Below are 20549 nucleotides of genomic sequence, written 5' to 3'. Positions count from 1 at the left end.
TGGATTGATTGTATCCTGCCATTGTGAAACAGATTCTGGCCCTTTTCCGCAAGCGACTGGTCGGCAGCATCATCGTGCTGCTGATTGTCATTGTCGGCTGCTTTTTCATGCTGGAAAGCGCGCCCGGCGATGCCGTCGACGCCTATGCCGTGACATTCGGCGGGGATGCGGCAACCATTGCCGAGATGCGGGCGCGCTGGGGGCTGGATCAATCCATCTGGCACCGGCTTGGAGCCTATCTGGCAGCGCTTGCGCAGGGTAATCTCGGCTGGTCCGTCAGTTTCAACCGGCCCATTCTTGACGTTATACTGGAACGCCTGCCCAACACGCTGCTTCTGATGGGGGCGGCGACCGCTCTGTCCTTTGCCGCAGGTTCGCTCCTCGGTATTGTGGCCGGGGCGAGGCCCGGAAGCTTTCGCGACCGGCTGCTGTCAGTCGCATCGCTCGTTCTCTATGCGATCCCCGGTTTCTGGCTGGCGCTCGTGCTGGTCATCCTGTTTTCGATCAGGCTGCGCTGGTTGCCGTCGAGCGGCATTGAAACAATCGCTTCCGGCAAGCAAGGGCTGGCGCGGGCAGGCGACATTGCTGTCCATCTGGTGCTGCCGGTTGTCTCGCTGGCGGTGATCTATCTGGCGCTTTACCTGCGGGTCATGCGGGCCGCCATGGCCGACATATGGCGCATGGATTTCGTGCGGGCCTTGCGGGCGAGGGGCATTTCGCGTTCGCGCATCATCCTGCGCCATGTGGTGCGCAACGCCTTGCTGCCGCTCGTGACCGTGCTGGGCTTGCAGGCCGCATCGATGCTCGGCGGCAGCGTGGTGATCGAAAGCGTTTTCGCCGTGCCGGGGTTGGGGCGGCTGGCGCAGGAGGCCGTTGCGAGCCGTGACACGCCGCTTCTGCTCGGCGTCATTCTGGTCAGCGCCATCATGGTGATCGCGGTCAATTTCCTCATCGACCTGATCTATCTCTGGCTCGATCCGCGCATCGCGAGGGGAGATGGCAGGGCATGAACCAGCCTAAACGTTATTTCAGAACGGGTGAGGGCATAACAGGCATGATCCTGCTGGCGCTGCTGGTTCTGGCGGCACTTGCCGCACCTCTCATCTTTCCCGGCGATCCTTTAAGCATTGTCGCAACGCCGCTGCTGCAACCCCTTGAAAATTCCCATTTTCTTTTCGGAACAGACCGGCTTGGACGCGATGTTCTGGCGGAGCTTTTCTATGGTGCGCGCACATCGCTGGGCGTCGGGCTGGCCGCCGCCCTTGCTTCAATTGTCCTTGGCAGCATCGTCGGAACGCTGGCCGGTTTTGCGGGCGGCATCATCGATGAAGTGCTGATGCGCATCACCGAAGCCTTCCAGACAGTTCCGGGCTTCCTGCTGGCGCTGGCGCTCACCAGCATTGCCGGGCCGTCGCTGCCGGTGCTGATTGCTGCAATCGCCCTTTCAAGCTGGACACAGGCTGCACGTCTGACACGCGGGCAGGTACTTTCGATCCGCGAAAGCGACTATGTGGTCTCGGCCCGCGTCATCGGCATGCATCCGATGGAAATCGCCTTCCGCCAGATATTGCCCAATGCGCTGCCGCCGGTGCTGGCGCTGGCGCCGGTCATCGTCGCTTCCGCCATATTGATCGAAGCCGCCTTGTCCTTTCTGGGTCTGGGCGATCCAAACCGCGTCACCTGGGGCGGCATGATCGCCGAAGGGCGCACGGTCTTGCGTTCGGCCCCCTGGCTGTCCATCCTGCCGGGTCTGGCGCTGGCAATGACTGTTGTCGGCGTCTATCTGGCAGGCGAAGGGCTGACGAACGCCATATCCCGCCGGGAGGCGCTGTCGTGAGCCCCCTTGTCCGCCTTGAAAAGCTATCCGTATCCTACGGCAGCGAGCCCGCGCTGGAGAATATCGATCTGGATATAGGACAGGGCGAAACGCTGGCGATCATTGGCGAAAGCGGCTCGGGCAAAAGCACGCTGGCGCTGGCCCTGGCCTCTCTCCTGCCGGGCAATGCGCACATTTCCGGTCAACTGGATTGGGCGGATGGCAAGCCGCGAGCGGGCCGCGATATAGGCTTCGTATTTCAGGACCCCGCGTCGAGCTTCGATCCGCTGATGACCGTCGGCGCACAACTTGTGGAAACCATTCGCGCCCATGCGAAAATCGACAGGGTGGCGGCGAAAGCAAGAGCGACAGGTCTTTTGCAGCGTGTCCATATTCCGCAAGCCGACGCCAGTTTCGCACGCTATCCGCATCAGTTTTCCGGCGGGCAGAAACAGCGCATCGCGATTGCGCTCGCCATTGCCGCCAGCCCGCGCCTGCTGATCGCGGACGAACCGACGAGTGCGCTCGACACCATCGTGCAGAAGGAGATCGTCTCCCTCCTGCGCGAACTGGTGCGCACAGACGGGATGACGCTGATCTTCATCACCCATGACATCGCGCTGGCCTCGGGACTGGCCGACCGCATCGCGGTTTTCCGGCAGGGAAAGCTGGTGGAGTTCGGCCCGGCACGAAATATCGTCTCCAACCCGCAGACGGATTACACCCGGGCGCTGATTGCCGCCGTGCCAGTGCTGGAGGCGGCGCATGGCTGAACCGCTTTTGCAGGCAGATCAGCTTGTGGTTCGCTATGGCGACGCCGTTGCGCTTGACGGCATCAGCCTCACGATCGAGCCGGGTGAAACGCTGGCGCTGGTCGGTCCATCGGGCAGCGGCAAGTCCACGTTGGCGCGTGCACTTCTGCGGCTTCACCCGCCTGAAAGTGGCGCAATCCGCTTTGAAGGCCGCGACTGGATGGCGCTCAAGGGAGCTGAACTGCGCAGGCAGCGCGCGCGCATGCAGATGGTGTTTCAGGACCCGCTTTCAGCCTTCAACCCGCGTGCGAGCGTTTATGATCTCCTGCGCGAGCCGCTGCGCATTCACGGGCTGAAGCGCGACATTGCCAGCCTTCTGCAAAGGGTTGGGCTTGATCCGGCGCTGGCGCGGCGCGGCGTCCATGAGATTTCCGGCGGGCAGCGCCAGCGTGTAGCGATAGCGCGGGCGCTTGCAACCGCTCCGTCGCTGGTCGTGCTGGACGAAGCGGTTTCGGCGCTCGATGTTACCGTGCGCGGCGCCATTCTCGCCTTGTTGCGGGAAATACAGAAAGCCGAGCGGACGGCCTATCTTTTCATCACGCATGATCTCGCGGTCGCGGCCCGGATGGCGGATCGTATCGCGGTGATGGAGCGCGGGCAGATTGTCGAATGCCGCCCGACGCAGGAATTGATAACGGCACCGCAAGCGCCTGTCACAAAGGCGCTGATCGATGCGGTGCCGAGACTATTTGTCTAAGCCTTCCCCAGTTCCACCGAACGCTTGCGGGCCGCTTCCACGGCTTCGGCCACAAGCGTCTTGAGACGGTCGCCGCCCATCAGCACTTCAAGCGCGGCGGCGGTGGTGCCGTTCGGGCTTGTCACCTGTTCGCGCAGTTTTGACGGCGTGTCCGTGCTGGCATCAGCGAGGGCGCCTGCGCCCATCACGGTCTGCATGGCAAGCAACGTTGCCGTTTCACGCGGCAGACCGGCGGTCACGCCAGCGTCGGTCAGCGCCTCGATGAAGTGGAACACATAAGCCGGGCCGGAACCCGAAACGGCGGTGACGGCATCCATCAGCGCTTCTTCGTCCACACGCGCAACCTTGCCGGAGGTCTCAAGCAGACGCGCGATGAAAGCTTCGTCCTCATCGCTCACATTGGCGTTCTTGTAGGTGACGAGCATGCCCTTGCCGATGGCCGCTGGCGTGTTGGGCATGCAGCGGAGCACGGCAGCGTCCTGTCCCAGCTCGCTTTCAAAAAGCGCGACAGGAATGCCCGCTGCGACGCTGACGAAAGTGGCAGCCGATGCAAACCGCTTATAGGCGGGCAGAACCTTTGCCATGACCTGCGGCTTGACGGCTACGAGAACCATGCGCGGCTTCAGATCACCGGGCAGGGCGTCTGCATCGGCAAAGGCATGGACGCCAGCGCCGGCAGCGCGATCGCGAAGCGCTTCGGTCGGCTCAACGACATAAACGTCCTTCGCCTTGAGGATACCGCTATCGAGCCAGCCCTTGAGCATGGCGAAGCCCATATTGCCGCAACCGACCAGAATTACCGTGTCATGCATATTGATCGTTCCACCCTTGGAGTTCGTTTGGAGCATGGTATAGCGCCGCCTCGCCGGACTGCGCAAGCATATGCGGCCTATCCACGTGTTTCTAAGGTTAAATCATTGATCGATCAGGCTATATCGCGCACTATGAGCCTGAATTGAGTGGAGTTTCGGAGGGGAAGAATGGATCCGGCTTTGACAACGGGCGTGCCGCCAGCCGAAGCTTTCGGCCATGTCCGCATCATCATAGGCATGATCCTCGGCTTGTGCGTTTCCCGCCTTTTGACAGGACTGGCGCGGTTCATCCAGCATCCGGGCAAGCAGAAGATTTATCCGGTCCATCTGGCCTGGGTGGGTTTCATCCTGCTTTCGGTCATCCATTTCTGGTGGTTCGAATTCGGCCTGCGCACCATTCAGCTCTGGACCTTCGAGAAGTATCTCTTCGTGATTTTCTACGCCGGTCTCCATTTCCTGCTCTGCACGCTGCTCTTTCCCGACAGCATGGAGGAATATACCGGCTACCGCGATTACTTCATTTCCCGGCGCAAGTGGTTTTTCGGCATTCTGGCATTGGTCTATGTCGCCGATTTCATCGACACGCTGTTGAAGGGCGCCGATCACTACCGGGTCTACGGCATCGAATATCCCATACAGGTCGCCTGCTTCATCCTGTTCAGCCTGATTGCCGTGTACTGGGGCGACAGGCGCTATCATGCGGCTTTTGCTGCCGTTGCGCTGGTTTATCAGATCACCTTCACGCTGCGCCATTTCGCGACCTTGAGTTAGAGCATTTCCAGCAAAAGTGTGAAACGTCTATGCGGGGAAATCAGTTCACTGGACTGATTTCTTATGCCGCTTCGATGCGTTGGATAATGCTATGAAACAAATAGTTAGAGCGGCTCTGTTTTAACCGGAACCGCTTTACGACTGTCGCTCTGCATTGCGCCGGGTTTCACCGTCCACGATTTCGCGGAACCGGCGCAGCAGCGGGTGGCGGGCGGTCTGCCTCACGCCGTAACCCAGGTTGAAAGCATAGTCGAAATCGGGCGGATTGAGCCCGATATTGTGCTGCATCATGGTTTCAAGCTTGTCGAAGCCCTTGGCGAAGATCGCCTCCGGTGAGCCGCCTTCGTTATAATCCGCCCAAAGCTCGATGATTTCCGTGCGCAGATCGTCCGGCAGCGGCTCGCACAGCGTCATGAGGTCGGCTCTTTCGCGCTCGGCTCGCCCGTCATCGGCGGATTGATGGATGGCGGGCACATCGCCCGAAATCGCTTCGCCCAGATCGTGGACGATGCACATCTTGATGAGTTTCAGCCGGTCGCAATCGCCCAGTTCCCGGTCGAACAGCGATACCAGCAGGCAAAGTCGCCAGCTATGTTCGGCGGTGCTTTCCGGTCGGCCTTGAGAGGTATGGCCGGAACGTAATGTGCTTTTCAGTCGTTCTGCATTCTGGATAAATCGAATGATGCCGTGCAGCCGGTCTGGATCGATGGCGTATTCCGTTTCGGCGTTCATGCGGGCCTCCTGATTTATCTGCATGAATCAACGTATATAATTGCAATTTTAACGGTTTATTTGCCATGATGAATATTAATCTGGATCAATAAACAGGGTGCAATCGGGACGGAACGATGGTGGAGAGGGACAGAGAGGGGAAACGTGCGGCTGGCCGTCCGCTTCTGGCCTATGCGCCGGAATTCCTGCAACCTGCTTCCTCGTTCCGTGGATTTCAGGATACTGAAGAGCGCGAACATCAAAGACGCCGGGAGGAACTGCTTCGCCGCAAGCAGGAACTGTTGGACGCCGAACATGATGGCTCCATTGATCCGAAGGCCGATATGCAAGGCCGGATGTACGCCGTGCGTGAGGCCTTGCAGGCCAATCTCGATGGTGCGGCGGCCAGGGCGCAACCAGTGCCGCAAACTCCCACAACCGCTTCAAAGCCTGAAAGCCAGCCGGTGAAATTGCCCCGTCGCAGGCGGCGCTGGGGGCTTCTGGCCGGTTTCACGCTGCTGGGCGGAATTATCGGAACTACCTATGCCTTTCTGGTGCCGCCACAATATGCGGCTACGGCTTCCATGCAGGTCTTCCCGCCGGAGCGGCGCAGCGAAATTGCCTCCAATGCCGTTCTTGAGCGGGCCGCGCAGATGGCGCGTATCGAACGTGCCACCGACCTCGGTGCCCCATCCGTTCTGGAGGAACTGCGTTTTCGCCTGACCCGACTGCTGCCCGAAGACCTGCGGTCTCCCGCAGTTGCATGGCCCCACTTGCCGGGCGCGCAATTGCTGCGCCAGCGCCTCGATTTCACGCAGGCGCTGGACAGCGGGACGGTGAATGTCGAAGCGACGGCAGACAAGCCGGAAACGGCGGCACTTCTCGCCAATGCCGTTGCGCAGGCGTTTCGCGATCATCTGCAGGGCGGCGCTTCGCCGGGCGGGCCTGAAGGCGACCTTCCGGCGCGACTGCAACGGTTGGAAGCGGATGCCGAAGCGGCACGGCAGGCGGCAAATGCCTTTCGTATGAGCCGGGATTTCGGCGATGACAACAACAAGGCCGCGCTTCAGCGCGAGTTCGCCGACAGCAAGGCCGAGACGGCGCGGATCGCAGCCGAGGCCAACAGCCTGAATGGGGCCAGCGCCGAAAGTCTCGTCCGCAAGGGCGTGCCGGAAAGCATGCGTTCGGGAGCCCTCGGAGCGCTGGTGGAGCGCTATCGCACAGCGGGGCAGGGGGGCGAAGCGAAGCAGATCGAGGCCCAGATCGCGACGGAGATTTCAAGCCAGCGCAGCGTCTTGCAGGCCGATCTTAAGAATGCGGTCGAACGTGAACAAAAAGCAGCCGCCGCCATTGCCGGTTTCGGCTCGACGCCCGCCACGGACGAAGACAAAGCCCGCCTGCAAATGCTGGAGCGCGATGCAGCGGCGAAGCAGGCGCTGTTTGAAGATTTGCAGATGCGTGCGGCGCGCGGTGAACCGGCCTCCGCTGGTTCCGCGGCGACGGTGCGGATTGTAGCGCCGGCCATTGCTGAACCGAACCCGCGCGATCTCCCGCCGCAGTGGATCATCGCCCTTGGCTTTGGGGGCGGTTTCCTGCTTGGCCTTCTTTCCATGGCGCTGGCCGGTCGCAAGCCTCGGTCGCCGTCAAAGATGGAAGCTGAACCGGAAGAGGTTCTTGAAACCTACGGCGAGACGCGTCTTGCCGCCGTAATCCGCGAGGCCAATGCGCGGTGGGAAGCCGAGAATGAAGGCGTCAGCCGACCGAGGGAAAACACCGCCCTCGGTCGTGCCATCGACGAGGTGCGTTCGTCCCGTGCTTCGCGGCTCTGACATGACCCGGCGTTCTGAAATTTCATAAAATCCTGCCATAAAATCCTGCATTGTCGCGCATTCGCCAATTGTCATCGGGCGTCATGACGCTTATGGGCATGTGTGCGGAAAATATGTCGTGTATTTCCCAGACAATCCCGAATGAACGGAGCGCTCGCTATGGCCCAATTGATTGATGGCAAGAAGCTCGCCGAGGATGTGGTTTCCACGGTGAAGACCGAGACCGAAAAGCTCGTGGCTGCAACCGGCATTGTGCCCGGTATTGCAGTGGTGATTGTCGGCGAAGACCCGGCAAGCCAGGTCTATGTCGCTTCCAAGAGCCGCAAGGCCAAGGAATGCGGTTTTCACTCCGTTCAGCATGACCTCCCGGAAACGGCGTCGGAGCGCGAGCTTCTCGACCTGATCGAGAGCCTGAACAACGACCCCGCCATCCATGGCATTCTGGTGCAGTTGCCGCTGCCCAGGCACATTGATTCAGGCCGGGTGATCCAGACCATTTCCCCCGACAAGGATGTCGACGGTTTCCATTTCATCAATGTCGGAAAGCTTGGCACCGGCGAGGTTGAAACGGCTTTCGTACCCTGCACGCCAGCGGGCGCGATGATCATGATCGAGCGCGTGCATGGCCGCGATCTTTCGGGGCTCAATGCCGTGGTGATCGGGCGTTCCAACATTGTCGGCAAGCCGATGTTCAATCTCCTGCTCGCCGCCAATGCGACGGTTACGGTAGCGCATAGCCGCACGAAAGACCTGCCCGCGATTGCCCGCACGGCGGACATTCTGGTGGCGGCGGTCGGACGCCCGCAGATGGTCAAGGGCGACTGGGTCAAGCCGGGCGCAACAGTGATCGATGTCGGCATCAATCGCATTCCGGCGCCTGAAAGGGGCGAAGGCAAGACGCGACTGGTCGGCGATGTCGATTTCGCGGAAGCCGAAAAGGTCGCCGGAGCGATCACCCCGGTTCCGGGCGGCGTCGGTCCGATGACCATCGCCATGCTCATGGCGAACACGCTCACCTCGGCTTGCCGCACTGCTGGCGTGAAAAAGCCAGTTTTTTGACACAATTGAACTGCGCTTTTTGTGCAGTTTCATTCCGGTTTTGATGGTTTGAGAGGCAAAACAGCTGAAATCACTGTTTTGCCTTAATTTCATTTCCGGCCTTTTCAGAACACCGAAGCGCCTTCGTCAGCCCGACCGGCGATCTGGCGGAAAGCACGAAACAATTCGCGTCCCATGCCATGTTCATTGCCGGAAAGATCGGGGCGATCCTCGCCGCGATCGTTCAGCAGGGCGATATTGGTCAAGGCTTCCAGCGTACCGTTGACGGCATCGAGGCGGATAACATCGCCGTCGCGGATTTTCCCGATGATGCCGCCATCAAGCGCTTCCGGCGTGACATGGATGGCAGAGGGAACCTTGCCCGATGCGCCGGACAGGCGGCCATCGGTGACAAGGGCGACACGCTGGCCGCGATCCTGCAAGATGCCCAGAACTGTCATCAGCTTGTGCAGTTCCGGCATGCCATTGGCTTTCGGGCCCTGATAGCGAACCACGGCGATGAAATCGCCGGTCAGCTCGCCCGCCTTGAACGCGGCCTGCATTTCCGCCTGATCGTTGAATACCCTGGCGGGCGCTTCGATAACCTGACGTTCCGGCTTCACGGCGGAAACCTTGATGATCGCATTGCCGATATTGCCGGTCAGGACCTTGATGCCGCCGGTAGGCTGGAAGGGCGCGTGAATCTTCGCCAGAACCTTGTCGTCGCCGCTTTTTTCCGGCACCGGCTCGCGCACGACATTGCCGTCAGCGCCAAGCTTCGGCTCGATGGCGTAAGGCCGCAGACCTTCGCCGAAGACGGTGCGCACATCCTCATGCAGAATGCCGCCATCGAGAAGCTCGCGGATGAGAAAGCCCATGCCGCCAGCGGCATGGAAATGGTTCACATCGGCAAGACCGTTCGGATAGACACGCGCCAGCAGCGGGACCACGTCCGAAATCTCGGAAATATCATGCCATGTCAGCTTGATGCCGGCGGCGGCGGCCATGGCGATCAGGTGGATGGTATGGTTGGTGGAACCGCCGGTCGCATTGAGACCGATGACGCCATTGACGAAGGAACGCTCGTCCAGCATTTCGCCGACCGGCGTGTATTCATTGCCGAGCGCGGTGATCGCCAGCGCACGCTTTGCCGCTTCGCGGGTCAAGGCGTCGCGCAGCGGCGTTCCCGGATTGATGAAGGATGCGCCCGGCAGATGCAGGCCCATGATTTCCATCAGCATCTGGTTGGAATTGGCCGTGCCGTAGAAAGTGCAGGTGCCGGGGCCGTGATAGGATTTCGACTCCGATTCCAGCAATTCGGCGCGCCCGACCTTGCCTTCGGCATAAAGCTGGCGGGTCTTGGCCTTTTCGTCGTTCGGCAGGCCGCTGGTCATCGGCCCGGCAGGCACGAACACGGCGGGCAGGTGGCCGAAGGCCAGCGCACCGATGATGAGGCCGGGAACGATCTTGTCGCAGACGCCGAGATAAACGGCGGCATCGAACATATCATGCGACAGGCCGACGGCGGTCGCCATCGCAATCACTTCGCGGGAGAACAACGACAGTTCCATGCCCGCGAACCCTTGCGTGACACCATCGCACATGGCGGGCACGCCGCCTGCAACCTGCGCCACGCCGCCTGCTTCACGCGCAGCCTGCTTGATGAGCTGCGGAAAGGTTTCGAACGGCTGATGCGCCGACAGCATGTCGTTATAGGCGGTGATGATGCCGAGGTTCGGAATCTCGTCGCCGGTCAGCGCCGCCTTATCGTGCGGACCGCAGGCGGCAAATCCATGCGCGAGGTTGGCGCAGCCCAGCACCGCCCGCTTCGGCTTGTTGGATGCAGCCTCACGCACACGGCCAAGATAGGCTTCGCGCGTCGGCTTGGACCGTTCGCGAATGCGCGCGGTGATTTCCTGAATGCGTTTATGCGCCGTCTCGGTGGGCATGGGTGTCACCTTTGCCGATATAACCAGAGCATTTCCTGTTTTTGATGAATCGCTGGAAATGCTCGATCTGTTTGTTTTATCGCGCATCTTTTCCGAAAACCGGTTCCCACTTTTCGGGATGCGCTCTAGCTGCTCCAGTAAAGCTGGATCGGTGTGCGGGCATGATGGAAGACAGCCCGCACGGGCATTTCATTCTCGTCATCGCCGGAAAGCGCCTTTTCCAGCGTTGCCTGCTTGGCGGCGCCTTCGATATGCAGAACCAGCATTTCGGCTTCGGCGATGATGGGAAGGGTCAGGGTCAGGCGTTTCTCACCAGCACCCTCGGCATGGATGGGCAGCACGAGCGCCCGGGTTTTCGGGTTGATCGCCTGATCGAGGCGGTCCGCACCCGGAAAGAAGGAGGCGGTATGCCCGTCATTGCCCATGCCAAGCACCACCACGTCGAAAGGACGGCGCAGCGCATCGATGCGGCTGGCGGCGGCAAGCGCCGCCGTTTCAGCGGTCGCTGCCGGATTGTAAAGGCCGACGAACCTTGCCACGCCCGCATGGTCGCGCAGAAGATGCTCACGCACCAGCTTTTCGTTGGAGCGGTCGCTTTCGACGGGCACGAAACGCTCATCCACAAGTGTGATCGTAACAAGGTTCCAGTCGATCATCTTGCGGGAGAGCACTTCGAACAGCCTGAGCGGCGTGGTGCCGCCGGAGACGGCGAGCGTCGCCTGTCCCCGTTCAGCGATGGCGGCATTCAGCTTGTTCGCAATGGCTTCGGAGAGCGCCTGCGCCAGTTCTGTTCCGCTGGTGAAATCGTGCCGTTCGATGCTCATTCCATTCCCTTCCAAGACAGAAATCAGAGGCTTTCGTGCCATGTGCGCCCGTCACGCTCGATGAGCGCGATGGACGATGACGGCCCCCATGTTCCTGCCGTGTAGCCCTGCACAGGCTGGCTGTTCAACTCCCAACCCTGCAGGATCGGATCGACCCAGCGCCATGCGGCTTCAACTTCGTCGCGCCGCATGAACAGCGTCTGGTTGCCGCGAACCACATCCATGATGAGGCGTTCATAGGCATCCGGATTGCGCTCGCTGAAGGATTCGGCAAAGCTCATGTCCAGCGGCACATGGCGCAGGCGCATGCCGCCCGGACCCGGATCCTTGATCATCAGCCACTGCTTCACGCCCTCATCGGGCTGGAGCCGGATGACGAGCTGGTTGGCGATCACCTTGCCGGCGCTTTCGCCAAAGATCGAATGCGGGATCGGCTTGAAGGTAACGACGATTTCCGAAACGCGCGTGGCAAGCCGCTTGCCGGTGCGCAGGTAGAAGGGTACGCCAGCCCAGCGCCAGTTGGCGATTTCGGCCTTCAGCGCCACAAAGGTTTCGGTATTGCTGGTGTCGCTTTCCAGATCTTCCAGATAGCCGCGCACCGGCCCGCCCGCCGAGGCACCGGCGCGATATTGGCCGCGCACCGTCACATCTTCGACATTGAGATTGGTAATCGGCTTCAAGGAGCGCAGAACCTTGACCTTTTCGTCATGGACCGCATCGGCTTCGACCGATGAAGGCGGCTCCATCGCAACAAGGCAGAGAAGCTGGAGAATGTGGTTCTGCACCATGTCGCGCAGCGCGCCCGCCTTGTCGTAATAACCGGCGCGTCCTTCCAGGCCGACCGCTTCGGCGACGGTGATCTGCACATGGTCGATATGGGCGGAGTTCCACAACGGCTCATAAAGCGCATTGGCAAAGCGCAGCGCCATCAGGTTCTGCACGGTTTCCTTGCCGAGATAGTGATCGATGCGGAAAATCTGGTCTTCGCGGAAAACGCTGCCGAGCGTGTCGTTGAGCGCCATGGCGGATTCCAGATCGCGACCGATCGGCTTTTCCACGATGATGCGCGTGTCGCGGGTGATTAGCCCATGCGCTTTCAGCCGAGTGGCGATATCACCGAACAGCGTCGGGCTGACGGCGAGATAGAAAGCGCGGATCTTTTCCGGCTTCTTGCCGATCAGGGTCTTGAGTGCATCCCAGCCTTCTTCCGACTTGGCATCGACAGCCACATAGCTGAGGCGGGCGAGAAACCCGTCGACTTCCTTCTCGTCGACTTCCTCTGGCTTCACATGCTCATGGATGGCATTGCGTGCGAACTGCCGGTATTCGTCATCCGTCATGGCGCTGCGCGATGCGCCGATGATGCGCGTCGGGTCGGTGAGCTGGCCTGCACGCTGACGCTGATACAGCGCCGGGATGAGCTTGCGTTCGGCAAGATCGCCGGAACCGCCGAACACGATGCAGTCGAAGGGCTCTACCGGAATTGTCTGGCTGGTCATCTATCGCTCTCTTCTCTTCTTGCGCAAATCAGTCTGCCTGTGGGCAGCATGCGATTTTAACGCTGCCCTTGTCTATTATCTAATCGATTTAAATTCAACAGTCGCAATGCCGCATTCCCGCGAAAGTGAAAGCATCCTGCGATAATTGACGGATTAACGGCTTGTGCACACATGACATGTTCATCTTAAGGCCATATTGGAACAAACAATCTGGATTCAAGTGATTTGGCCAAGTTGGACGGTATCTTGGTTATGCCAAAGGAGAATGACATGAAGAGGCTGCAGGATAAGGTCGCAATCATCACCGGCGCCGGTTCGGGCTTCGGTTCAGGCATGGCGCGCCGATTTGCAGCCGAGGGTGCCAAGGTCGTTCTCGCCGATGTGAACGTGAAGCATGTTGAGGATGAACTCGCCGAGATCGGCAAGAACGGCCTTGCCGTGCAGGCCGATGTTTCGCGCAAGGACGACATGGAGCGCGTGGCGCGCGCGGCGTTTGAAGCATTCGGCTCCATCGACATCATGATCAACAATGCCGGTTTCACACATCGAAACATGCCGCTGACGGAAGTCACGGAGGACAATTTCGATCTGATCGCCGCGGTCAACATGAAGGCGCTTTATTATTCGACCCAGATCGTGGTGCCGATCATGGAGCATCAGGGCAGCGGCGTCATCATCAACACGGCTTCCGCAACTGCGCTGCGTCCGCGCAAGGGGCTGGTCTGGTACAGCGCCTCCAAGGGCTGGATCATCAGCGCGACCAAGGCCATGGCGCTGGAGCTGGCGGAAAAGAACATCCGCGTCAACTGCATCTGCCCTGCCGAAAGCGAGGGTGAGGCATTGAAGCTGTTTCTGGAGGAGGATACGCCGGAAGCGCGGGCAGCGCTCAAGGCGACCATTCCGCTCGACCGGTTCTCGACGCCCGACGATGTGGCGGAAGCCGCTCTCTGGCTGGCCTCGGACGCCGCGTCGATGGTGACGGGGACGGCACTCAATATCGACGGCGGTTACTCAATCTGAGATTGCAGCTCTGGCGGCCTGCAAATGGCGTTGTTTTGCGCCTCCGGTGCTCATGCTCACCATAACCACAATCTACCAATCTAGCCGTTGGCTTCGGCGAGGAAGTCATCGAAGATGGCTTCCAGCCGCCTGTGCCGTTCGGCTGCCATGAGCTTTCCGGTTTCCGTCTTGAAACCGGAGGCAAGGCCGAACAGTTTCGTGCGGAAATGGTCGAGCGCGAAACGCTTGTCGTCCAGCGGGCGGTTTTCGGCGTGCGGGTCGCGCCAGTCGTAAAGCGCACTGCCCATGCGGCCCGCAATGTAGAAGCACCGCGCTGCACCAATGACGCCGATGGCATCGAGCCGGTCGGCATCCTGCAATATTTTCGCTTCCACCGTGACAGGCTCGATATTCGCCGAAAAACTGTGCGCCTCGATGGCGTGGGCGGCAAGGCCGATGCTCGCTTCATTCCAGCCGAGATCGCGCAGCAGCCCCGTCGCCTTTTCTGCCGCCAGACGCGAAGCGCGGTTTCGGTCGGGCGAATTCTTTTCCACGCTCACGCAATCATGCAGCAGGGCGGCGGCGCAAAGCACTTCCGCATCGCCGCCTTCATGACGCTGAATGGCGGCTGCATTCTTCCAGACGCGGGCAAGGTGGGACAGGTCGTGCGACCCGTCCTCGCCATGTTCGAGCGCATGAGGCAGCAGCCTTTCGGCGAGCGTTTCAAAGGGCGTGAAGATATGTGCTGTCATGCTGGTTCCGCCATGGTTGGGGGATTCGGTCCATGACAGAATTACGGGTTCCTGCGCAGCACGGTCCAGTTATAAAATGCGCCGAGCATCATGATCAGGCATGTGCCGAGAAACACGGAGCGCATGCCGAAGTGACCGCCGACAAAGCCGCCCGCGACCGGCCCGGCAACCTGGCCGACATATTGCGCCGAGACGGAAAGCCCGAGAATGCCGCCCGCCACACGGTCGGGGACATTGTGCCTTATGACGCTGCTGATGCAGGGCAGGAGGCCGCCCAGTGCCAGCCCCATCAGAAAGCGCAGGCCGATCAGCTGCCAGGCTTCGGTCACGAAGGCCTGCGGGATCAACAGGAGTGCGGAAATCGACAGCGCGCCGATGATGACGCGCGTATGGCCGATGCGGTCGGCAAGGCGACCGAGCCGCGATGACGACAGGATGCTGCCGAGTGCGGCAGCCGCCATCACCACGCCGGAAATTAGCGTCACTTTCGTCTGGTCGTCCATCAACTGCATCACATAGACGGTGATGATCGGCTCTATCGACATATTGGCGAAAAGCAGCAGCATGCCCGTCACCAGCATGGCGATAACCGGTTTCCTGTCGGGAACGGCTGCCCAGATGGATTCCGCCTTCTGCTCTTTCGTCGGCTTGGGCGGCTTGCGCTCTTCGCGGATCAGAAATGTCGTGGCCAGAAAGGTGAGAAAGATCACGCCGCCCGCCAGCCAGAAGGTTGCGCGGATGCCGATCAGCGGCGGCAATGCGCCGCCGAGCAGCGGGCCTGCCAGATTGCCCGCCATGATGCCCGCAGAAAGCGCGCCCAGCGCCCAGCCGGTTTTTTCCCTTGGCGTCTGCGTGGCGACGAGGATCATGGAGCCGGACGAATAGCCGCCCGCAATGCCGACGAACAGGCGCAGCGCCACCAGTTGCCACACGCTCGTCACCATGCCGATCAGCGACATGGCGATGGCCATGCCGAGGCTGGCGCGGATCAGCATCAGCTTGCGTCCGTAACGGTCGCCGAGCTTGCCCCACAGCGGCGCGACGAAGGCTGCGGCCAGAAAGGTCGCGCCATAGGCGATGCCCGACCATTGCACGATCGCCGCATGATCCGCGACACCCAGCTGTTCCACATAGAGCGGCAGGAAGGGCAGGAGGAGCGACATGGCTATGAGCGTAGTGAAGGAACCGAGGAGGCAGATCAGCAGGTTCTGCTTCCAGTAGCGTTCCGGGTTGTCTTCGGCGGTCACATTTTCCTGGCAGGCTGCGGTCTCATCGTCGGCAGCGGCTTGGGCGGTGCTCATGTCATATCTCGCGATTGCAATGTATTCCATTTTGGGATACCAAAACGGTATGCATGAATGCGCCTGTCGAAACGACTTGTCAATCGGGGCGCTGCCTTAAAACGGAGAATGGTTGCCGATGTCACAGATGAGGCAGGTTGAAACGCAGCTTCGCGACATGATCCTCGGCCTGGAACTGGGGCCGGGCGAGCGTTTGACCGAACGCTGGATCGAGGCGCAGTTTGCCGCCTCGCGCACACCGATCCGGGCGGCACTTCTGCGGCTGGAAGCGGAGGGGCTGATCTGCCGCGAAGGGCGCGGCTGGACGGTTTCGCCAATCAATCTCGGCGAGATCGAACAGATCGGCGTCTATCGCGAGGCGCTGGAAATCGCCGCGTTAAAGCTGACCTGCGCGCTGGAAGATCGCAGCGGCGTGGAGCCTATTGCGGCCATGCTGGACAGTTGCGACGCCGACACCTCGCGCGAGGAATGGCACCGGATCGGCATGGATTTTCATATCGAGCTGGCGCGGCTTTCCGGCAACGAGTTTCTCAGCCGTGGCGTGCGCGATGCCATGCAGCGCCTCTCACGGGCGCGCTGGCTGGAGGTGCGCGACGAGGCGGCGCTCGCCCGCGCATGGGCCGAACACCGCGCCATTCTCGACGCGGTGCGCGAAGGAAATGCCGAAAAGGCGACGGCGCTGATGGGCGCGCATCTGGACGGAAGCCGCAGCCGCCTCGTCAGCAATCTCCACGAGGACCGTCGCGGCCTCAAGGCGCGCGGCTTTGCCGTCATCAGCGCGTGACAGGGGTCACCGCCATTCGGGCAGCTTATGCCCGTCTCGCGAATAATATTGCGTGCGCCCATCACCGATGCCGATATCCCGCAAGAGATATTCCGGCGAATATTCGTTGATGGTGATACGGGTGCGCCTGAACGAAAACAGGCGTGAAAACAGCGCGCTCCAGCCGCTTTCCGTTGCGTGGCTGATCGCGGAGGCCGTGGCGGTCGTGCAGGCAGAATCGAGGTTTTTCATGATCTCACCTATCGGATGAAGCGGCTGTGGGAGGCAGCCGCCTGTTAAATTCTGCCTATAGCTATGCGCCGGAAAACCTTTGTTTTCCAATCGAACATCGAGTAGTGTGCATAAGGAAAACTTATGCATCATGACGACAGCGCTTCCCCCTTTATCGGCCATTCGCGTTTTTGAATCCGCCGCCCGCCATGCAAGTTTCACCCGCGCTGCGGCGGAGCTGGGCATGACGCAGGCTGCGGTCAGCTATCAGATCAAGATATTGGAGGAGCGCGTCGGCGCGCCCCTGTTTCTGCGTATGCCGCGACAGGTGGAACTGACGGAACTTGGCAAATGTCTGGCGCCTTCCATCACGGAAGCCTTCGAGACGATGCGCAATGCCTTTGCCAGCCTGCGGGAGGATGCGGAGGGCACCCTGTCGATCAGCGTTCTGGCCACCTTTGCCGCCAACTGGCTGGCGCATCGGCTCGGCTCGTTCCAGATGCGGCATCCATCGCTTGCGGTCAGGCTCGACACGTCCGACAGCTTGATCGACTTCGCGACGACCAATGTCGATATCGCGATCCGAAGCGGCTTCGGCAAATGGCCGGGACTGGAAGCGCATCAGCTCATCAAGGCGAGTTTCACGCCGATGCTGAGCCCGGCTCTGGCCGCAACCATCGGCGGGGTGAAGGAACCTGCCGACCTGCTACGGCTCAAGATCATCGACGCGAGCGACCCCTGGTGGAAAATCTGGTTCGAGGCGGCGGGGATCGAAAACCCGCAATTACCGGGCAATACGCAGAACCGGCTTGGAGCGCAGCACATTGAAGGGCGGGCGGCTGCCGCAGGGCAGGGCGTCGGCATCCTGACGCCCGCTTTCCACCAGATGGAAATCGCCACCGGCCAGCTTATCCAGCCCTTCGACATTCTCGGCGACGATGGTCGCGCCTATTGGCTGGTCTATCCCAAATCCCGCCGCACCACGCCAAAAATCCGCGCATTCAGGGAATGGATATTGAGCGAACTCGACTGCGGATAGATGGCAGCAGAAAGGCTCAATCTTTCGATGCGGCGAGGAAAACCGCGTGCTGGGCGTCATATGCGCGCTTGAAAGCCGCGCGTGCCTCCCCGCGCGCGACATAGGCGGCAAGGTTCGGATAGTCGTTCAATATGCCTGAACTCTTCAGCCGCCGCAGTACGGACACCATCAAAAGATCACCGGCACTGAATGCGCCCTCAAGCCAGTCATTATCGCCCAGACAGGCGGAAAGTGCGTCCAGTCTTTTGCGGATACGCGCTTCCACGATCGGCATGCGCTGCTCGTACCAGCTTTCCTGCCGTTCGACAAAACCGGCCATTTCCCGTTCGACGATTACCGGTTCGATGGTGTTATGCGCAGCGAACATCCATGTGATGGCGCGTGCGCGGCCATTGGCGTCATCCGGCAGAAGACCGGGGTTCTGCTCCGCGATATGAAGCACGATCGCGCCGGATTCAAACAGCGCCAGATCGCCCTCTTGATAGGTCGGTATCTGCCCGAAGGGTTGAAGATCGAGGTGGGGGCGGGCTTTCATCGCCTCAAACGAGACGAGGCGCATATCATAGTCCCGCCCGGTCTCTTCAAGCGCCCATCGAACGGGCATGTCCCGCGCCATCCCTCGGCCGCGATCGGGAGAATTTTCAAATGCGGTGATGATAGGACGTGGCGGACTGTCGCCGCTGGAAGGCGTTTTCGTCATGATGGTTCCTCCTCAACATCACTTCAAATGCAAGCCGGGCTTTCCGATGCAATCTCCGCCTTGTTCTCCAAACAATACCGACCAGTTGGTATGTTGTCAACGCGGGTGAAAAGCTAGCACTACAGTTGCACATTCATCAGGTCGTGGCGAACAGAGCGATTTTCGAGCACGGAGGGGAGCGGGGTTAAGGATACGCGAGCACCGGAGCGCAAAAAATGTTCTTTGCCGCCCGGCATCACGAGGAACGCAACTGTTGTTTCAGGAAGGGGAGACACGGTGAGGAGATCGGGCCGAGGATAACAGGAAAGGAGGGACGGATTGGGAAACGGAGAAAGAGGCGGGGGCGAAGCAGCGTGCCGGGCAATGAAAAGCCGGGAAGGTGGCGGCAGGTGCGAAGAGAACAGCGAAAGGGAGATACCATCGCAACGGGGAGGAGACCCGCGTAAACATCCAGATGCAGCAGTCCAATTGTCCAGTCAAAACATGCAATGCCGATCGTGGGGCCTGCTCGTGCGTCTTTTCCTTCGTCGCTCTACGGGGGAGACTTGCTCCATCGCATAAGCGCCAGAACGCCAGGCGCTCAAATTTTTTTCTGTCTCATGTCACATTCGGCATTGCCCGCTCGTCATGTCTATCGAAAGCCCTTCAACCAAAAGGAACGATACCATGACCCCTCTGCTCAACCCGTTCAACGTTGCCCCCGCCACGATGAAATCCTGGATGGCCGCTTCGATGACCATCGCCTCCAGTCTGGAAGCGAGCCTGATCGAACTCGTCAAAATCCGCTCGTCGCAGATCAATGCCTGCGCCAATTGCATCAACATGCATACGGTCGAGGCGCGTTCGCTGGGCGAGACCGAACAGCGCATCTATTTGTTGTCGGCATGGCGCGAAGCACCGTGCTATTCTGAGCGCGAGCGTGCGGCGCTGGGCTGGGTCGACGCGCTGACCCGCCTGTCACAAGGCCACGATCTGGAAGAAGCACGCCGCGCCATGCAGGCACAGTTCTCCGAGGAAGAACAGGTGAACCTTACGCTGATGATCAACATCATCAATGGCTGGAACCGCATGGCGGTCGGCTTCAATCTCTGGTTCGAACCCGAAACCAAGCAGCCTGTCGCAAAGGCAGCCGTCTGATGACCGACATATCCTCACAAGGCGATGCAGCCGAAAGCTTCGATCCGCTGCGCCCGAAACTGATCCGCGTTGCCTATCGTATGCTGGGTTCGGTCGCCGATGCCGAGGATATGGTGCAGGAGGCGTTCATCCGATGGATGAACGCCGACCGCAGCGAGGTGCGCGAGCCGGAAGCCTTCCTGCGCCGCACTGTCACCCGTCTATGCCTCGATTTCCTGAAATCCGGGCGCAACCAGCGCGAAACCTATTTCGGGCCGTGGATTCCCGACCCGGTTGTGGAAGAAGAGGCGGATGACGATGTCACCCTGCCGCTGATGCTGGCGCTGGAGCGTCTTTCGCCGCTGGAACGTGCGGCCTTCCTGCTGCACGACGTCTTCGGGCTGGATTTCGACGAGATAGCGCGGACCATCCAGCGCGATGCCGCAGCCTGCCGCCAGCTTGCGGCGCGGGCTCGCAAGCATGTGCGCGAGGAGCGTCCGCGTTTTCAGGTCGACAGGCAGCGCGGGCTCGAACTGGCGCAGGCCTTTTTCACGGCGTCGCGCAGCGGCGACATGAAAGCGCTTGGTGCGATGCTGGCGGCAGATGTGAACCTTCATGCCGATGGCGGCGGCAAGCGCCCGGCTTTCCCGAAGCCTGTTTTCGGCTTCGACGAGGTGATGAAGACCCACGAGAAACTGGCCGCCTATTTCAGCGGCAACCAGTCCACGCTGTTGCGCACGGTTTTCATCAATGGGTTGCCCGGCTTCATCACGCAAGAAGCCGATGGAGAAATCCAGACAACGGCGCTGGATATCGAAGAAGGAAAGATCGTCGGGATTTATGTCGTGCGCAATCCCGACAAGCTGAAGCACTTGCACTGAACTGGAGCG

Annotated in this window: 21 protein-coding genes; 12 read left to right on the top strand and 9 right to left on the bottom strand. The window is 60.5% G+C overall.

Going from position 1 to position 20549, the window contains the following annotated elements; translation table 11 throughout:
- The first annotated feature begins 8 nt into the window (after positions 1-8).
- From ACOWVS_RS09645 to ACOWVS_RS09630, 4 genes are read left to right on the top strand one after another with little or no spacing between them, the layout of a single operon-like run.
- A complete protein-coding gene (locus ACOWVS_RS09645) occupies positions 9-1010 on the top strand; it encodes an ABC transporter permease (RefSeq protein WP_063620283.1) in 1002 nt (333 codons plus the stop codon).
- On the top strand, positions 1007-1837 hold the full coding sequence (locus ACOWVS_RS09640) for an ABC transporter permease (protein ID WP_063620282.1): 831 nt from the start codon (positions 1007-1009) through the stop codon (positions 1835-1837). Before ACOWVS_RS09645 ends, ACOWVS_RS09640 begins: the two co-directional genes overlap by 4 nt.
- Positions 1834-2589: an ABC transporter ATP-binding protein gene (locus tag ACOWVS_RS09635; RefSeq protein ID WP_063620281.1), complete on the top strand. Its 756-nt coding sequence runs from the start codon at positions 1834-1836 to the stop codon at positions 2587-2589. Before ACOWVS_RS09640 ends, ACOWVS_RS09635 begins: the two co-directional genes overlap by 4 nt.
- Complete coding sequence (locus tag ACOWVS_RS09630; RefSeq protein ID WP_063620280.1) at positions 2582-3325, top strand: ABC transporter ATP-binding protein; 744 nt, start codon at positions 2582-2584, stop codon at positions 3323-3325. Before ACOWVS_RS09635 ends, ACOWVS_RS09630 begins: the two co-directional genes overlap by 8 nt.
- On the opposite strand, the gene proC is transcribed toward ACOWVS_RS09630, so the two are convergent.
- Positions 3322-4137, bottom strand: coding sequence for a pyrroline-5-carboxylate reductase (proC, locus tag ACOWVS_RS09625; RefSeq protein ID WP_075041913.1), 816 nt, complete (start codon positions 4135-4137; stop codon positions 3322-3324). The two genes, ACOWVS_RS09630 and proC, sit on opposite strands and share 4 nt — an antisense overlap.
- 168 nt (positions 4138-4305) lie before the next feature.
- Here proC and ACOWVS_RS09620 point away from each other — a divergent pair, with 168 nt between their 5' ends.
- Entirely contained in the window at positions 4306-4908 is a 603-nt protein-coding gene (locus tag ACOWVS_RS09620) for a hypothetical protein (protein ID WP_063620279.1), read from the top strand.
- A 135-nt stretch (positions 4909-5043) separates the two neighbouring features.
- On the opposite strand, the gene ACOWVS_RS09615 is transcribed toward ACOWVS_RS09620, so the two are convergent.
- A complete protein-coding gene (locus ACOWVS_RS09615; protein WP_063620278.1) occupies positions 5044-5640 on the bottom strand; it encodes an HD domain-containing protein in 597 nt (198 codons plus the stop codon).
- A gap of 116 nt (positions 5641-5756) precedes the next feature.
- Here ACOWVS_RS09615 and ACOWVS_RS09610 point away from each other — a divergent pair, with 116 nt between their 5' ends.
- Positions 5757-7448, top strand: coding sequence for a Wzz/FepE/Etk N-terminal domain-containing protein (locus ACOWVS_RS09610; protein ID WP_063620277.1), 1692 nt, complete (start codon positions 5757-5759; stop codon positions 7446-7448).
- A 159-nt stretch (positions 7449-7607) separates the two neighbouring features.
- The gene (folD, locus tag ACOWVS_RS09605; RefSeq protein ID WP_025091015.1) at positions 7608-8507 is read left to right on the top strand and encodes a bifunctional methylenetetrahydrofolate dehydrogenase/methenyltetrahydrofolate cyclohydrolase FolD; all 900 of its coding nucleotides are present in this window, start codon (positions 7608-7610) and stop codon (positions 8505-8507) included.
- 104 nt (positions 8508-8611) lie between these two features.
- Here folD and edd read toward each other — a convergent pair whose 3' ends face one another.
- The 3 genes from edd to zwf all read right to left on the bottom strand — a co-directional run bounded on the left by edd (position 8612) and on the right by zwf (position 12758).
- Positions 8612-10435: a phosphogluconate dehydratase gene (edd, locus tag ACOWVS_RS09600; RefSeq protein ID WP_025091016.1), complete on the bottom strand. Its 1824-nt coding sequence runs from the start codon at positions 10433-10435 to the stop codon at positions 8612-8614.
- A gap of 125 nt (positions 10436-10560) precedes the next feature.
- Positions 10561-11259, bottom strand: a complete 699-nt coding sequence (gene pgl / locus ACOWVS_RS09595) for a 6-phosphogluconolactonase (protein WP_021587394.1) — start codon at positions 11257-11259, stop codon at positions 10561-10563.
- A 23-nt stretch (positions 11260-11282) separates the two neighbouring features.
- Positions 11283-12758, bottom strand: coding sequence for a glucose-6-phosphate dehydrogenase (zwf, locus tag ACOWVS_RS09590; RefSeq protein ID WP_006469298.1), 1476 nt, complete (start codon positions 12756-12758; stop codon positions 11283-11285).
- A gap of 270 nt (positions 12759-13028) precedes the next feature.
- On the opposite strand from zwf, the gene ACOWVS_RS09585 reads away from it, so the two are divergent.
- Positions 13029-13778: an SDR family oxidoreductase gene (locus ACOWVS_RS09585; protein ID WP_006473068.1), complete on the top strand. Its 750-nt coding sequence runs from the start codon at positions 13029-13031 to the stop codon at positions 13776-13778.
- 80 nt (positions 13779-13858) lie between these two features.
- On the opposite strand, the gene ACOWVS_RS09580 is transcribed toward ACOWVS_RS09585, so the two are convergent.
- Positions 13859-14509 (bottom strand): HD domain-containing protein, encoded by a 651-nt coding sequence (locus ACOWVS_RS09580; protein ID WP_063620276.1) that lies wholly within the window; start codon positions 14507-14509, stop codon positions 13859-13861.
- Between the two features lie 41 nt (positions 14510-14550).
- Positions 14551-15810 (bottom strand): multidrug efflux MFS transporter, encoded by a 1260-nt coding sequence (locus ACOWVS_RS09575; RefSeq protein ID WP_063620275.1) that lies wholly within the window; start codon positions 15808-15810, stop codon positions 14551-14553.
- A 118-nt stretch (positions 15811-15928) separates the two neighbouring features.
- Between ACOWVS_RS09575 and ACOWVS_RS09570 the strand changes: the two genes are divergently transcribed.
- Positions 15929-16594: a GntR family transcriptional regulator gene (locus ACOWVS_RS09570; RefSeq protein WP_006473066.1), complete on the top strand. Its 666-nt coding sequence runs from the start codon at positions 15929-15931 to the stop codon at positions 16592-16594.
- Positions 16595-16600: 6 nt separating this feature from the next.
- Here ACOWVS_RS09570 and ACOWVS_RS09565 read toward each other — a convergent pair whose 3' ends face one another.
- Positions 16601-16825, bottom strand: a complete 225-nt coding sequence (locus ACOWVS_RS09565; protein ID WP_063620274.1) for a hypothetical protein — start codon at positions 16823-16825, stop codon at positions 16601-16603.
- 130 nt (positions 16826-16955) lie between these two features.
- On the opposite strand from ACOWVS_RS09565, the gene gcvA reads away from it, so the two are divergent.
- On the top strand, positions 16956-17843 hold the full coding sequence (gene gcvA, locus ACOWVS_RS09560) for a transcriptional regulator GcvA (protein ID WP_063620273.1): 888 nt from the start codon (positions 16956-16958) through the stop codon (positions 17841-17843).
- A 16-nt stretch (positions 17844-17859) separates the two neighbouring features.
- Here the strand turns inward: gcvA and ACOWVS_RS09555 are convergent, their stop codons facing one another.
- The gene (locus ACOWVS_RS09555) at positions 17860-18543 is read right to left on the bottom strand and encodes a glutathione S-transferase family protein (protein ID WP_075041842.1); all 684 of its coding nucleotides are present in this window, start codon (positions 18541-18543) and stop codon (positions 17860-17862) included.
- Positions 18544-19209: 666 nt separating this feature from the next.
- Here ACOWVS_RS09555 and ACOWVS_RS09550 point away from each other — a divergent pair.
- Entirely contained in the window at positions 19210-19680 is a 471-nt protein-coding gene (locus ACOWVS_RS09550) for a carboxymuconolactone decarboxylase family protein (RefSeq protein WP_063620271.1), read from the top strand.
- Positions 19680-20540 carry a sigma-70 family RNA polymerase sigma factor gene (locus tag ACOWVS_RS09545; RefSeq protein WP_063620270.1) on the top strand — a complete coding sequence of 287 codons (861 nt, stop codon included), beginning with the start codon at positions 19680-19682 and terminating at the stop codon, positions 20538-20540. Before ACOWVS_RS09550 ends, ACOWVS_RS09545 begins: the two co-directional genes overlap by 1 nt.
- Positions 20541-20549: the final 9 nt, after the last annotated feature.

The sequence above is a fragment of the Brucella sp. IR068 genome, assembly GCF_049065885.1.
Classification (GTDB): domain Bacteria; phylum Pseudomonadota; class Alphaproteobacteria; order Rhizobiales; family Rhizobiaceae; genus Brucella; species Brucella intermedia.
This window is presented reverse-complemented; position numbering and strand designations above follow the sequence as displayed.

Coding starts and splice junctions, on each gene's coding strand:
- ACOWVS_RS09545 (WP_063620270.1), top strand. CDS start 19,680: ATGACCGACATATCCTCACAAGGCGATGCAGCCGAAAGCTTCGATCCG.
- ACOWVS_RS09620 (WP_063620279.1), top strand. CDS start 4,306: ATGGATCCGGCTTTGACAACGGGCGTGCCGCCAGCCGAAGCTTTCGGC.
- ACOWVS_RS09585 (WP_006473068.1), top strand. CDS start 13,029: ATGAAGAGGCTGCAGGATAAGGTCGCAATCATCACCGGCGCCGGTTCG.
- ACOWVS_RS09555 (WP_075041842.1), bottom strand. CDS start 18,543: ATGACGAAAACGCCTTCCAGCGGCGACAGTCCGCCACGTCCTATCATC.
- ACOWVS_RS09615 (WP_063620278.1), bottom strand. CDS start 5,640: ATGAACGCCGAAACGGAATACGCCATCGATCCAGACCGGCTGCACGGC.
- edd (WP_025091016.1), bottom strand. CDS start 10,435: ATGCCCACCGAGACGGCGCATAAACGCATTCAGGAAATCACCGCGCGC.
- ACOWVS_RS09640 (WP_063620282.1), top strand. CDS start 1,007: ATGAACCAGCCTAAACGTTATTTCAGAACGGGTGAGGGCATAACAGGC.
- ACOWVS_RS09580 (WP_063620276.1), bottom strand. CDS start 14,509: ATGACAGCACATATCTTCACGCCCTTTGAAACGCTCGCCGAAAGGCTG.
- pgl (WP_021587394.1), bottom strand. CDS start 11,259: ATGAGCATCGAACGGCACGATTTCACCAGCGGAACAGAACTGGCGCAG.
- ACOWVS_RS09575 (WP_063620275.1), bottom strand. CDS start 15,810: ATGAGCACCGCCCAAGCCGCTGCCGACGATGAGACCGCAGCCTGCCAG.
- folD (WP_025091015.1), top strand. CDS start 7,608: ATGGCCCAATTGATTGATGGCAAGAAGCTCGCCGAGGATGTGGTTTCC.
- gcvA (WP_063620273.1), top strand. CDS start 16,956: ATGACGACAGCGCTTCCCCCTTTATCGGCCATTCGCGTTTTTGAATCC.
- ACOWVS_RS09565 (WP_063620274.1), bottom strand. CDS start 16,825: ATGAAAAACCTCGATTCTGCCTGCACGACCGCCACGGCCTCCGCGATC.
- ACOWVS_RS09610 (WP_063620277.1), top strand. CDS start 5,757: ATGGTGGAGAGGGACAGAGAGGGGAAACGTGCGGCTGGCCGTCCGCTT.
- proC (WP_075041913.1), bottom strand. CDS start 4,137: ATGCATGACACGGTAATTCTGGTCGGTTGCGGCAATATGGGCTTCGCC.
- zwf (WP_006469298.1), bottom strand. CDS start 12,758: ATGACCAGCCAGACAATTCCGGTAGAGCCCTTCGACTGCATCGTGTTC.
- ACOWVS_RS09630 (WP_063620280.1), top strand. CDS start 2,582: ATGGCTGAACCGCTTTTGCAGGCAGATCAGCTTGTGGTTCGCTATGGC.
- ACOWVS_RS09550 (WP_063620271.1), top strand. CDS start 19,210: ATGACCCCTCTGCTCAACCCGTTCAACGTTGCCCCCGCCACGATGAAA.
- ACOWVS_RS09570 (WP_006473066.1), top strand. CDS start 15,929: ATGTCACAGATGAGGCAGGTTGAAACGCAGCTTCGCGACATGATCCTC.